The organism is Streptococcus sp. HMSC072G04 (assembly GCF_001813295.1).
In the GTDB taxonomy this organism is placed as follows: Bacteria; Bacillota; Bacilli; order Lactobacillales; family Streptococcaceae; genus Streptococcus.
This window is the reverse complement of the sequence record NZ_KV812002.1, coordinates 87,707-100,712: the sequence shown is the minus strand read 5'-3', so window position 1 is coordinate 100,712 and position 13,006 is coordinate 87,707. Positions and strand designations below refer to the sequence as shown.

Here is a 13,006-nt window from a genome sequence, read left to right as displayed (position 1 = left end):
ACCTCCTAACTAGCGTATTTATTTTCAAGGCTTGATGATACTGTAGCTTTCATTGGTTTTAGAAGCATATCAATATCTTCAAAGATGTTGTGTACGGAAATCATATTGAGATTACCATACACGTCATAGTACAGGCATTGGCCAGAGATCATATTGTCAATCCATTCGAGATTGCTTTCAGTGACTTCAAGATTGACGTGTTTCAAGATATCTTCTCGTTCAGACTTTTCATAAAAGGCAAAGATGGTCCCAAAACCTGTTGTATCATCGTCATTTTCTGCATCATGTACAGATTGAGTAATCAGTGCCAAGGTATTGTTTTTGGAGCGTCCAATCCGACGCATATTTTTGATAACGGCTTTTCCTTCTGCGGACTTCATAAGAATCCATGCTTCATCAAAGAACTCAATGGTATCTTCATTTTCATTTCGTTCTCCAAAGTGGGTACAGAAGGCACCAAGCGCAAACATGAGGGCAATAGAATTGCGTTCATGATCTGAAATTTTTGTGGAATCGTCTTTTGGTAGTTTGAGGTTATTGACCTCTAGGATGGTTACTCGTGATTCATAGTTAAGCCCTTGAGTAGTCCCATCTGAAAAGGCTAGTTCCAAGATAGAGTTCGTCACAATTGAGGTCAGATAACGACCAACCGAAGCAATTTCAGAGGAAGTAGAGTCTCTCAGCACTTTTAGGACGTGTTTAAATCCGACTTTCTCACCAGCGACTCGTTTTTCTACAATCTCATTAATAGCTTCTGTGATAGCTGTTTTCTGATCCATTGTGACATCATCTACAGCTTGTAGTAGAAACTCAAGCATGTTCTTTGCGACCTCTACAGCTTGTTCTTTATCTAGAACGACAATAGGATCTAAGACTCCGTGGTTTGGTGGTAGTGAGCTATCTAGTGTTACAAAGTTAAAGTTCTCAATCTGTTTCTTGCGTTCAGGATAGAGACGTGCAAATTCAGGTGAGTTGATCACTTCTTGGTAGTGATTTCTAAGTTCACGTTTAGGGTCGATATAAAGGGTTTTAACATTTTGTAAAGCCACACTTAAAAAGATAATCTGAGCGAGGAAAGACTTTCCTTGACCTGTTGCCCCCGTAATAATGATATGCGGGTTCTTGGTAATCTTTCCAGCTATATCTTCTTTATTTCCCACTGTCGCATTGTAGAGGACAATGTTCTTTGAGGAATCAATAGCTTTAGCGATATTGTCCCAACGTCCTGTCCAGTTATCTACTCGGCCAATATACCAACCGATACGGTTCCCAGAAGAGGTATTGGTGAAGGGCATGAGTTCTGAAAATCCACGAGCTGTGACCATATGTGTCCAGGTGCGAGTTTTCTTTTGGAGGTTTTCTCCATAGAGCAACGCTTGAAAGAGATAAGGTCCGTCTTGAGAGGCCTCACTGATTTCAACGCCCATATCATCAAAATAGTTTAAAACCACTTGTCGTCTTTGACGGAGTTGGTTCACACTAGAAGCAGAGACAATGAGATAGGCTCCATATTCAATGATATCTTCCTTGTTTCCAACTTTCTTCATTAAGTCCTTTAGGGAGATAGAGCCCATGATAATCTCGTCTTGTTGGACAGTATCAGTATTTTCGGCCTCTTCCATGATGTTTCTGTAACGTGTATTCGATCGTCCCATTCGACCCTTGATTTTACCTGTATCAATGAATTCTGCCTTGATTCGTAGCTCAACGGGAAAGTTCAAGCGTTGGATAAATTCGCCCAGGTGAAAACCATTGAATTGAACAGGAAATTTACCAACCGGAAGAATCGTCACAAAGGAAGATCCATAAGGGCTTTCTAGTTTGAGAAATCCACCTTTTAGGACTTTGATCAAGGTGTCTGTGATATTGAATTGAGCACGATTAGCGAGCACCTCTTTCTTGTAGTGAGGGATATAGCGGAGGTATTGCATCCGCTGGTAATAAAAGAGTTCTTCATTGGATAAACGCTTTGCCCGAAGGACGGAGAAAGCTTGGAAAATAGTGAATTCATCACTTTTGTAGTCTTCATACCAGGTGGGACTTAATTCATATTCATAGCCAAGGCCTTTTGCGATTTTTTCAGTAAACTCATTAAAACTCTCATAGGCCAAGTCTTTGACGGTAGCTCCATGATTTTGTTTGCGTAAGCTTACTCCCACGACCCAGTCAAACTGATAAGGGATCTCCATTTCATCTGTTAGACGATCCACCGTGTAGAGAAGCAGTTCTTCTCCTAGATCACGACTGTCACCTGCTAGAGCGTCTGAAAAGTCCCGCATTTTTTCTTCTAAGAGATAGTCTTTAGGGATCAGAGATATTTCAAAGAACTTGTTTTTCTGGAGCTTCTTCATCATTTGAGCAACGGTGATTTTATGTTTGCCCTTTTTCTCATCATCTGTAATGGTGATGGGAGTGTTTGGAATACGATAATAAGCAACGACAGTTTGATCTTTTTTGAGAGCTAGATTTTCATGTGTTTCCCTAATAGGATAGGTTAAAGTAATACTCATAGGTCCTCCTTTTCTATAGATTTGTTTTTTCAAAGACAATTTCTTCTACAGGCTCTATTCGATTTTCATGGTAGATAGCTTTTTTGTTTAGCTTAAAATCCCAGAAGTAAATCAGGCAATCTCCAATAAAGACGTGCATCTTTTTACCGTGAGGCTCATATTCAGTATAGAACTTGGCCAATTTGTAAGGGAGATACCAATAGAGCAAGAGAGAAATTGAGTGAGTGATTTTTGCGAGTGGCACAAAGATAAACCCTCCAAAGAGTAACATGGCCACAAATACTATGATAAAGACAATGAAAAAGGACAACTGCATCGGTGTCGCAAAGTACCATAGTCGAGTGCCCTTTTTTGTCTTAATTTCTTGAATCCAATAAGGAGCATTTAGGCCCTTACTGTAATCATAAAGTTTTTCTTCATTCATACTTAAAATCCTAAGTCAATTCCAATGAGGCGCAGTGCCCAGCCGACTGTTTTTAGGATTTCTTGTCCTTTAGCCATCGAAACAATGATGGCATAGAAACCAACGACGTAGAAAAGCTGGATCCAGGAACTATTCCGCCAAGCCTGTATAGCTAATGTTACAGCAATGGCTGTCAGGATCCAAATCCCATCGTTCTGGAGGAAGGTTCGTAGATTGTCTGTATTCATAGAGTTCTCCTATTCTTTATCATTTGCATAATTCAGTGGAATGGTGTGTTCTAGTTTTGTGACATAGTAGGTCTTTTCTTTTTCCGATAGGGTAAAGGTGAAGTTTTCCGAATGAGTGGTTCCTCCGACCTCAAAGGTTGCTTGGACATAGGCAATTAGATTTTTTCCATCTTTTTTAAGATAGGTATAATCAATTGTCTTGAAGGTGGTATTGGCTATAATATCCACATTCTTAGCAATCAGATTAAGGTTGTCTTGATTGGTAGTATAGTTGGTAAAGAAGACCTTGAGAAACTTTTCAACCTTCTTACGCTGACTATCTGAAAAGTGATCGTTAGCGGTTAATTGAAGCTGATCGTCTTCGCTAAAGTGTCCAGCTTGTGAGGATTCAATAGCAGAAAACCAAGGAAGGCCGGAGATATAGTATTTCCCATCTTTTTCATCAAATGGAATATTGAAACCTGTCACAATTTCTCTTTCTTCCGTGTTATTGTCCCGACGGATAGTTTCCTTGTATTTGATCTTATAGGTCGCAACCTTCCCTTCTACAGTCACTAACTGAGAATAGAGGAGTTCACTAGGATTTCGAACTTGACCTTGGGCTTTCACATCAGGAATGAAGTTGTAAAAGCTATTTAAGTATTCCACTTGAGCTTGTTGTTTATCCCCTTCTTGCGGAAGGGTGAAGTAAGCATAGACATAATCATTCAGGTAATATTGGAGTTTGTAGTCGTATTTTCTACTAGACTCCATTGGCTGTGCTTTTTGTTTTTTTGTTGCCTCAACTTGAGCTTGTAGTGCTCCTACCTTATTTGAGAGTGTGATAGCACGGACAGATCCCAAGAGGCCAACAAAAAGGAGGAAAGAAATTCCTCCTATGACTGCAATATTAACGGTCTTTTTATTGGTGACTTTTAGTTTTGGAGGGCCTCCTTTTTTCTCCACCTTTTTAAAGTGTGAGAGATATTCTTTTGCTTGAAGCAAGTAGCGTTTGGCTTTATCCATAGATCCTCCTTTTAGAGAGTAGCGAGTTCAATGAGCTTTGAGCCTTTTGCATAGAGGCGCTTATTGGCTTTTTCGATCTCGCCATTAATGTAATAGTAGCCTCGTAGCTCAGTTTGGAGTTGTTCGATCAGGTCAGGTTTTAGGTCTTTGGCTTCTTCTTTTTTAAGGAGACTATTTAATTCTCCAGCCTTGGTCCAAGCCTCTCTGTGATCTTTCTTTTTAAGTAATTCTCCCAGTTCATTCGTGACTTGAGAGACTTTCTTTTCAAAAATAGTTTTAGTAGCCATTTCAATTTCCTTTCTAAATTTTTCTTGATTGTCTTTGATGGTCTTTTGGATATAAGTAATGAGTGAGGGGCGCATTTTTTTATTTACACTCAACACTTGACCATCTAGCGTGAAACAGGCATGTTCATAGTTATAGAACCCTCTACTATCTGGAAGCTCTTCTGTACATCTGCCTGCACATTCGTAGTAAAAGTCTTTGCCCTTTCGTAAGAGGATATACATATTCCAGAATTCTTGTTCTGGAAGAAGCAGAAAGTCTGCTTGATAAATCTTCTTCAGCATCTTAAGAAGCCTCAAGCAGATCATCGTAGCCTAGGGCTTGGTAGATAAAATCTGAATCAAACCAGAGCCAGTCATTGATTTGTACTTCTGTCGGTGTATTCCCAGAGAAGATATCCTCACAAATGACGGTTAGAGTATCTACTCCACCACGTTCACGGACAGTGTTCAAGGTGGTTAGTCCACCAGACCAGGCTTTAAAGTTGTCTAGTGAATTGATTTGAACTTTGTATTCCATATAGTTTTTCCTTTCTAGTGTTCATAGTGTTTATTGGCTTTGAGAAGTCGTAACATGGCTTTTCCTCGATCAGTAATCTCTCCGCTATTCTGAATCATTTTCATGTATTCTGTTTGGAGGATCTTGTCTGCTTCAGTGACTAGTGCAAGAGAGTTAGCAACTTGATAAGTCAGCCAGCGAATCGTTCGCTCAATACTGTATGGTTGTGGGTTGGTGGAGAGTTTTAAGGGTTCGACACCTCCAAAGAGCTGTTGCCATTTTTCATCAGGTTTATAGGCTCCAAAACGAGTAACTCCATCATAGACTTGGATTTCTTTATTGACGATACCTCTTGCGATTTCTCCGAGATCTACACCGTTGATGTATTCCTCCACAATGCCTTGAGCTTTCTGGTCTGAAAAGCGGAGTTCGTAGCGATTCCAGATACCAAAAATCTCCAAGGATTCGTCCAAGGAGATATTTTCCATTCGAGCTATTTCATAGCGCTTTTCATAAAAGTTGAAGTAGAGTTGACTTTGACGACTTCCAAAGTAAATGGATAAGCCGTGATTCGCTTCCATGTCTTCATTATCTGTGAAAGATCCACCACCCGTGATATTCCATTTCTTGATTGTGTCTAGGACAATCTCTTTGGAATAGAGTTTATCAATCAATTTGGGAATTTGAATTTGTTCGTCCTCATGACCATAACCCTTATAGAGTTCATCCAGAGCAATATCGAGTCGCTTCACCCGAACATCTTCATAGGAATAAAGAATGTTTTGAAGAAAGATCTGCCAAGTGATTCCCTTGTCTTCTAGAAGCAATTCCAACTCACGGCATCCTTGCCCAGATAGTTGAAGACAAGTTTGGTAATCATTGGTCACAGACTTATCAAAGAAATCAAAAATCCAGATGTTTCCTCGTTGCCATAAGTGGGTATAGTTCATAAGGCGAGTTTCTTGGTCTGTAAATTCGCTTAGGTGACAGTGAAGAAAATTTTCACAGAAAGCATCTAAATCCTTTAATCTAGGAAAGGTCAATCGTAGATAGTCGATCTGAGCCCGAAGACTGTTTTTATCGCAATCTTGATAGTAACCAAGTTTTTCTTTAAGTTCTCTAAACTTATCAATCGTCAGTCCTCTTTCACCTGTTTCATAAGAGCGGTAAGTTCTTGTAGGTAGATCAACAGCTTGTGCAAATGCTTTTTGACTAAGTCCTGTTTGTTTTCTGAAATTCTTAATATGAAAAGGACTAATTTTGTCCATTCATCGCAACACCTCTTTCTAACAAAGTGACACATTTTTTTGACGAAAGTGACACACTTTATAAAAATTGAAAACCCAACTCCCATAAGGAATGAGGAGGGGTGGACTTGGCGTTTCTGCCAAATGTAACCCCCCTATTAGAAAACGGGGGTTCCTTGTCATCATGAGCCAGGAACGGCGAGCTTCGGTCTTCGCCTGACCTGCGGTCAGGCTTGCCCTTGCCCTTGTCCTAGCCCATGATGACTGACAATCGCTTCAATAGCTTTTGGATAAGACTTGCGTCCATCTTCCTCAAATTTAGCGATTGTCTCAAGAAGTAACTTTTCTTGGAAAGGTTCAATGAGAATAGCGGAATCACTCCGTTCAAATGAGATTCCGTGCTCTTCCATATAAGGGATAATTTTTCGAAGAGTTTGCATCTTTAGATCGTGCTCATCCGCAAATTCTTTGAGTGTTCTTTTGTTTGGTTCGTTTCCTATAGCCTCCTCTTCCTCTATAGGATCAATTATTTCAACCGGTGGTTTATATTCTTCAAATACTGAGAACTCTTCTCCTTCAAATTCCATGATAGGGATTTTAGCGTATTCATCATAGAAGGAAAAGCCCTGGTCAAGTGGAATATAAGGTGAATAAAATTCACCAGCTAGATTCCCGCTTGAAGCAATATAACCACGACCGACTACTTTCACTCCATTAATTTCGTCCAGTTTTTTAAACTCTTTGGTTTTATTGGCATCCCCAAACATCATGTCATAGCCTGTTGATTCCAAATGACCTACAGAAAGACGCATCATGAAGTTGTCCCGAAGAGAAGTCTTGATATATTCACCATCAGGACGTTGCATGGCAAAGATCACGTAGACTCCAGCTTGACGGCCCTCTAGAACGATTTGAGTTAGATATTCCATGAGTTCCGACTGTTGGCTATAGTCACGGTCAATCTTAGCCATGAGAGCTGCCCATTCATCTACTAGAAGAAATTTAGGTTTTAAGTTGTAATGGGTGTAATAGGTACCTGGTCTATAGTCTGGAAAAGATGTTAAGACTTCGTAGCGCTTTTTCATAAACTCGACATTTTCTCTAAAACAATTGATGATATCCTCTTTACTAGAATAGACTCGACCGTGGAAGACTGGAAGTTTCTTTAAAGAAGCCAAGTCTGAGTTTTTAGGATCGCAAATATCTATGTAGCCGACTTTTAATAAAGCATAGATGATGGACATGAGGGTAACGGTTTTTCCTCCGCCAGTTCCCCCACCAACAAGTAAGTGGGAGTCTTTGACATAGTCCCAGTAGACATCTTTCATAAGACGAATTTTTGAGCCTTTGACTACAACTTGATCAATTGAAATGCGACTCTCAATCCGATTGATGGCGATTTTGTATTTTATAAATCGTTTATCAAAACTCTTGTCACGAAAATCTCCGTTAAACATGACTTCAAGAGTAGAACCAAGATTTAAAAATCGATCTTGAAATTTATTCCCTTCTAAGATGAAACTGACTTGAAGCTCGTAACGACTTTGTTTGAGATAGACTTTTGGAAGTGTGACCTTTTCAACTATGCCTTTATCTCGTTTGACTTTCTTGACCAGATACAAGTTGTTCTCTAGTAAGAAACGCGAGAGAATTCGAAGACTGTTGAGTTTTTGAAAGAAGAGAATCTTCTCATAACAAAGCCAATTAATCCCCAAAGTTAAAAGAGCTGACAAAAAGATTAACACCCCAATGAAATAACTTTGAGGTAAAGGGTGGACCTTTAGTTGTTCAAAATGAAGAAAGACATAATAAGAGAAAACCAATAAAAAAGGAAACCACCAGATAAACCATGTGATTCCCTTAATGTTTCGATGAAAAGCGTGAACTCTTTTCCCACGATAGGTAAAGAGTTTCATGAGTGATCACCTCCTAATTATCTTTCTTGTTTTCTGTTTGTTTCACTTCCTTAGTTTCCTTGACTGGAGTAGCCCCCCCTTTCTTTTTGATTTTTGAGGCGAAGAGTTTAAAGATATCCCGATTATTCACGTGAATATGGGCGAAAACAATATCTTCTAGTTCAACCTCTTCACGGTATTTAATGCCCAGGTCTTCAATTTCAGACTCTGACATGTCTGCGATAGTGAAAAAGAGTGTTTCGTGCTGGACAGAAGAATGAATCCCTACAACGATTCCACGGATCTCGCCTGTATTGACTTGGACAAATGATCCGTCAGGATTTCGTTGTGATTGATCTACTTCAAAGATGACTTCAGGACCTTCAATGCCTCGGAAAGTCAGTTTTCCAAGGATTGCTGGGACATCTAGTCCATCTGTAATGACACGATAGGTTTTATCCGCAATTTGTAGTTTTTCTCCGTAGTTTAATCCAATTTTAGCCATGTGATTTTCTCCTTTTATATCTTATTTTTTAAGTACCAATTTTTCCGCAAAAACATTGCGGTAAGGTGCAACATTCTTACCATTTAAAATAGTGTCTGAGAAAAAGATTGGGTTAACCGCTTCTACTAGAGCATCTTCTGGAAAGACCGTTGTAGAGGCTGGTGTGATGACATGAAAGGCGCCGTGCTCTGCACTGTTTAGAATGTGACGTTGGTATTTTCCTTTTTTACCAAATACAGACTGAGGAGCTTTCCCCAATTTTTCATAATAAGCTTGACCAATAAATTCTGGTTTCATTTTTAGTGTTTCTGGAATCATAGGATTCTCCTTTCAAATTTTGAGTAAAAGAAAAAGAGTTAAGCTAGTTGCTTTACTCTTGAGTAATAGTGATTAAAAATTTTGCGTTTATACATGCGACTATAAAAATCAATATCTCCATAAGCAAATCCTGTTTCTTTTGCCTTAGAGACTAAATGATCGATATCTACTAGGGCTTGACTATATAGTTTAGCTAGTAGACTTTCTGAACTATCAAACATCCCATAGGTAAATAAATAGTTTTCATAGAGTCGTTTACATTGTAGTGCGAAAAAAGTTTGTCATATCATTCTCCTTTATTGTAATAAGTAAAAAAAGCTACTAAGTGAAAAAAGGAAAGAACTTAGTAGCTTGAGAGTAGGTCTATCTTGTTAGATAGACAGCAGTAAAGAAAAGTTATTTGGTTGAAGGATCCCTCCTTCACGGTGACAACGTTTAGCAAGGTGCTTTGCGTCAATTACCATCGCTTTCCCAGCCAATCTCTTTAGGTAGTCTTGATCATACCCAAGGGATTCTCTTACGCCCTTTGGCGAAGCCAGTTCACTTTACTATTCGGAAAAGTGCGAAAGTCCGAAATGCGTGGAAGCCCACAAGAATTGAGTCTTGTTTTCTATCTTCACTTCAACCATAAAACGGACTTGACTTTACCTATCAAATATATTACAATAAAGTTGCTAAGTTAATTGTGTGATTTGATAATCAGTCCTCTGGTTGTCAGACGCACTTTTTATTTAATTTTCAATGAACAGTATTCGACTTAAAAGTCTATATTTTTTTGAAGTCGTATACATCATGTTTGATGTACTTATATTCTACATCATATGTGATGTAAAGTCAACTGTTTTTTTGAAAAATATTTAATTTTTTGAAGGTAAATAATTATGGAATTTGGAGAACGGTTGAAAACATTGCGTTTGAGAGATGGTCTGACTCAAAATGAGATAGCAAAAAAATTAAACATTAGTCAGCAAAGTTACGCACGTTGGGAAAATGGGAAAGTAACACCATCACTAGATAAATTAACTCAAATAGCAACTACTTTTGGAGTTAGTACTGATTACCTTACTGGAAAATCAGAAAAAGAAAAGTCAGATGACAGCTTAAATAATATCGAACTTCTATTTCGTATGAATTCAAATGGTTTAACTGAGGAAGAAAAAGAGATCTTCAAAAAGGAATTGATTGATTTTATGGAAGAACGAAAAAAATTATTTAAAGGGGAGAAATAATGTCAAATAAACAGAATTTGGAACCCAGTAAAAGAAAACTAAATAAGAAGCACATAGTTCAACTAATGTTAGCTAGCATAGCAATAATATTAGTTCTTATTTTTCATTATATTTTTCATATTCCTTTTGAGGTAGCTGTAATATTAGATATATTAATCATGGTTTTCATGATGTTAATCTTACTAATATTAAATAACATATACAAACATCTTCCAAAAGCACCATTCACTGGTTTGATGGCCTTCTTACTTGCTTTATCTATCATATTTCCCTTATTTTTTTCCATCTTTAAATATAATAATATTCCAGTTTTAGTTAAGGGATTTTTTTCGATTGCGGTAACTATAGGAGTAAATTCTGCATTTGATGGTTTATTTAAAATTATTGAAACTAATTATAAATCAGAAGAAAAAGACCAAGTAGTCAGATATGGAGGAACAGTTAAATTTCTTTTTAATAGTGTGTATATTGCCACTCTTTTAGGAGTTATAACTATTAAAACAGTATTATCAATTTGCAAAAATGGAATTTCAATTTTTTCTATAAAATTTAATCCGCAAGCAGTATGGGCAACATTGTACCTTTTTACTATTTTCTATCTTTTGATAATATGTTTATTTGGTTCTTTAATATGGAAGGCTATACAAAAAGAAATTAAAAACAATGACGTTGCAAACATAGAACAAATCAAAAGAAAAATTATAGAAAAGAAACAAACCATTTCAAATATCCAGAGCCAACTTAACACTATTGATGAAGATATTTCCATTAGATTAAAAAACCTAGAGAATAAACTAAATACTGAATTAAAATCCTTAGATTCTCTAGAATAACAAACAAACCCAAGTTAGATTTTTTGTCGTATAACTTGGGTTTGTTTATTTGCCTTATATTAAAAGTTTTAAATTTGACGGAAAGCACTATAGACATCCTATGGTTTAATTTTGTATAATATACTAAACCAAATTGGTTGAATTTCGATAAATAATAAAGGGAGGTGTCACAATTTGCATTCGTTATACAAAGAAGTTAGCAACTCCACAAAACAAGTGTTATATCAGTTTATGAAAGATGAAGATATATCAGTACTAAATTATCACTTCAGTTCCTTCTTCACTCATTGTATTAAAGAGAATCATATAAAAGTAGCAAGTCATCACTTCTCAAATAAAAAGATCGAAGGATTAACTATAGTTGATTCGTTAGGTACTACTTTTTCCTATGAAAAAGAAAACTCGAAAGCAAAACAGAACTTTACACTTTGTCATGAATTGGGACATTACATTTTAAAACATGATGGAAGTTATTTTATGAAATCAGTTGATAATCAAGAAAAGTTAGTAGAGAGAGAAGCCAATATCTTTTCTGCTGTAACTCTGATGCCAGATATCGTTTTACTATCCAAGCTCTACTATAATTGTGAGTCTTTTCAGAATGTACAAGATAGTTTGGAAGTTTCAAAACAGGCTCTTTACTTTCGTCTCCTAGACTTATTACGTGTCTTTTTTACAGACAAAGATACTTACATAAAGCAAGCAATTAAAGATTATATGGAAGGTCAAAACGCACCACTTCTGCTATTACTACACGATATTAAAGATGATATTATCGGAGAGTTTAACAAGTATAAACCATGCCTTCTAAATCAAATAAAGAATAAAATTGGAACATTAGGTTTTGTTACCAGCCAAGATATTCCAGAATTATTAGATCAGAAGCAATGGAGTAAACTACAAAATAATACTTCATATCTCAAGATATGGTTAGTTTATAACAAAGGAAAATCTATAGCTTATGTTTGGGATAAAAACAAGTTATCTGAAAGCGAAGCAAGAAAAAAAGCAGAGTTACAACTGCTATTAATGTGAGGTAAATTATATGTATCAACCAGACAAGCTAAAAGCTCGTAGAAAAGAATTAAAGCTGACACAAAGAGAAATTGCAAATAAATTGGGGATTTCTTTCCAATCCTATTCAGCATGGGAACGGGGAATAAAGAAACCATCTAAAGAAAGAGTGAAGAAATTAGAAGAAATTCTAAAGGTCTCTAGCGGATATTTTACAGAAACCGAAATCATCCAACTATATAATGCCCTTTCTAACCCAGGACAAAAACAAGTTTTAAAGTATGCTCAAAAATTAGTTCATAAAGAAAAGAGTCAAGCTATTAAAAAACTCTATGAGTATCATGTATATGAAAAGATGGCTGCAGGTATCGGATCAACAATCTATAACGATCAAAATTATGATAAGGTTTATTTCGATGAGCAATTGACACATGATTTTGCCTCATGGGTATCTGGTGATTCGATGGAACCTAAATATCAAAATGGATCTGTCGCACTGATTCGTGAGACTGGATTTGATTATGATGGTGCAGTATATGCCGTAGTATGTAACAATAAAACATACATTAAACGTGTTTTCCGTGAAGAAAAAGGCTTACGTTTAGTTTCTATCAATCCGAAATATAAAGAAATTTTTCTTCCCTATGATGAAGATCCTCGTATCATAGGAATCATTGTCGGAAATTTTTTACCTCTATAAACAGACTCAATCAACTCTTACATTTAATTAAAAAATATTCTGTTAAAATACCTCTTCCCTATCAATTCCTAGATAGGGTTTTTCATCGTGAATAATGCGTTTCAAGCAATCTACACTTCCTTGCAACATAAAAAGTTTAGAGTCTCCCAGTTGCTCAATAGGACAATTTTGGATAGCCTCACAGTGTCTCTTAATATGCCAAATAGCATTTTTTATATTTTGTTCTTTTAAATTATTCATAACCAAATAATATCAAAAAACATGTATATTCTGTTTTATAAATCCTAAACGGTTAAGACTTTACAGCTATTCTGTA

At 36.7% G+C, this 13,006-nt stretch carries 15 protein-coding genes; 4 read left to right on the top strand and 11 right to left on the bottom strand.

From position 1 onward, the window contains the following. Positions 1–5 precede the first annotated feature (5 nt). The 10 genes from HMPREF2904_RS00750 to HMPREF2904_RS00705 all read right to left on the bottom strand — a co-directional run bounded on the left by HMPREF2904_RS00750 (position 6) and on the right by HMPREF2904_RS00705 (position 8,914). On the bottom strand, positions 6–2,510 hold the full coding sequence (locus tag HMPREF2904_RS00750; protein ID WP_070659388.1) for an ATP-binding protein: 2,505 nt from the start codon (positions 2,508–2,510) through the stop codon (positions 6–8). A gap of 13 nt (positions 2,511–2,523) precedes the next feature. Further along, positions 2,524–2,934, bottom strand: a complete 411-nt coding sequence (locus HMPREF2904_RS00745) for a conjugal transfer protein (protein WP_070659386.1) — start codon at positions 2,932–2,934, stop codon at positions 2,524–2,526. 2 nt (positions 2,935–2,936) lie between these two features. Further along, positions 2,937–3,161, bottom strand: coding sequence for a TcpD family membrane protein (locus HMPREF2904_RS00740; protein WP_070659384.1), 225 nt, complete (start codon positions 3,159–3,161; stop codon positions 2,937–2,939). A 9-nt stretch (positions 3,162–3,170) separates the two neighbouring features. Further along, positions 3,171–4,166, bottom strand: a complete 996-nt coding sequence (locus HMPREF2904_RS00735) for a conjugal transfer protein (RefSeq protein WP_070659383.1) — start codon at positions 4,164–4,166, stop codon at positions 3,171–3,173. An 11-nt stretch (positions 4,167–4,177) separates the two neighbouring features. Further along, positions 4,178–4,735: a conjugal transfer protein gene (locus HMPREF2904_RS00730; protein WP_070659381.1), complete on the bottom strand. Its 558-nt coding sequence runs from the start codon at positions 4,733–4,735 to the stop codon at positions 4,178–4,180. Position 4,736: 1 nt separating this feature from the next. Continuing rightward, on the bottom strand, positions 4,737–4,970 hold the full coding sequence (locus tag HMPREF2904_RS00725) for a hypothetical protein (protein WP_049488277.1): 234 nt from the start codon (positions 4,968–4,970) through the stop codon (positions 4,737–4,739). A gap of 14 nt (positions 4,971–4,984) precedes the next feature. After that, complete coding sequence (locus HMPREF2904_RS00720; protein WP_070659379.1) at positions 4,985–6,217, bottom strand: replication initiation factor domain-containing protein; 1,233 nt, start codon at positions 6,215–6,217, stop codon at positions 4,985–4,987. Between the two features lie 206 nt (positions 6,218–6,423). Further along, a complete protein-coding gene (locus tag HMPREF2904_RS00715; protein WP_070659377.1) occupies positions 6,424–8,112 on the bottom strand; it encodes an FtsK/SpoIIIE domain-containing protein in 1,689 nt (562 codons plus the stop codon). A 13-nt stretch (positions 8,113–8,125) separates the two neighbouring features. Beyond that, positions 8,126–8,596, bottom strand: coding sequence for a conjugal transfer protein (locus tag HMPREF2904_RS00710; RefSeq protein WP_070659375.1), 471 nt, complete (start codon positions 8,594–8,596; stop codon positions 8,126–8,128). Positions 8,597–8,617: 21 nt separating this feature from the next. After that, the gene (locus HMPREF2904_RS00705) at positions 8,618–8,914 is read right to left on the bottom strand and encodes a hypothetical protein (protein WP_048789262.1); all 297 of its coding nucleotides are present in this window, start codon (positions 8,912–8,914) and stop codon (positions 8,618–8,620) included. 881 nt (positions 8,915–9,795) lie between these two features. Between HMPREF2904_RS00705 and HMPREF2904_RS00695 the strand changes: the two genes are divergently transcribed. The 4 genes from HMPREF2904_RS00695 (at position 9,796) to HMPREF2904_RS00680 (ending at position 12,690) form a co-directional block, all read left to right on the top strand. After that, a complete protein-coding gene (locus HMPREF2904_RS00695) occupies positions 9,796–10,143 on the top strand; it encodes a helix-turn-helix domain-containing protein (protein WP_070659371.1) in 348 nt (115 codons plus the stop codon). Then, positions 10,143–10,976 (top strand): hypothetical protein, encoded by an 834-nt coding sequence (locus HMPREF2904_RS00690; protein WP_070659369.1) that lies wholly within the window; start codon positions 10,143–10,145, stop codon positions 10,974–10,976. Before HMPREF2904_RS00695 ends, HMPREF2904_RS00690 begins: the two co-directional genes overlap by 1 nt. Positions 10,977–11,150: 174 nt before the next feature. Continuing rightward, positions 11,151–12,011, top strand: a complete 861-nt coding sequence (locus tag HMPREF2904_RS00685) for an ImmA/IrrE family metallo-endopeptidase (protein ID WP_141751173.1) — start codon at positions 11,151–11,153, stop codon at positions 12,009–12,011. A gap of 10 nt (positions 12,012–12,021) precedes the next feature. Beyond that, positions 12,022–12,690 carry a helix-turn-helix domain-containing protein gene (locus HMPREF2904_RS00680; RefSeq protein ID WP_070659368.1) on the top strand — a complete coding sequence of 223 codons (669 nt, stop codon included), beginning with the start codon at positions 12,022–12,024 and terminating at the stop codon, positions 12,688–12,690. Between the two features lie 42 nt (positions 12,691–12,732). Here the strand turns inward: HMPREF2904_RS00680 and HMPREF2904_RS10940 are convergent, their stop codons facing one another. Beyond that, positions 12,733–12,930 carry a hypothetical protein gene (locus tag HMPREF2904_RS10940; protein ID WP_083307512.1) on the bottom strand — a complete coding sequence of 66 codons (198 nt, stop codon included), beginning with the start codon at positions 12,928–12,930 and terminating at the stop codon, positions 12,733–12,735. Positions 12,931–13,006 lie beyond the last annotated feature (76 nt).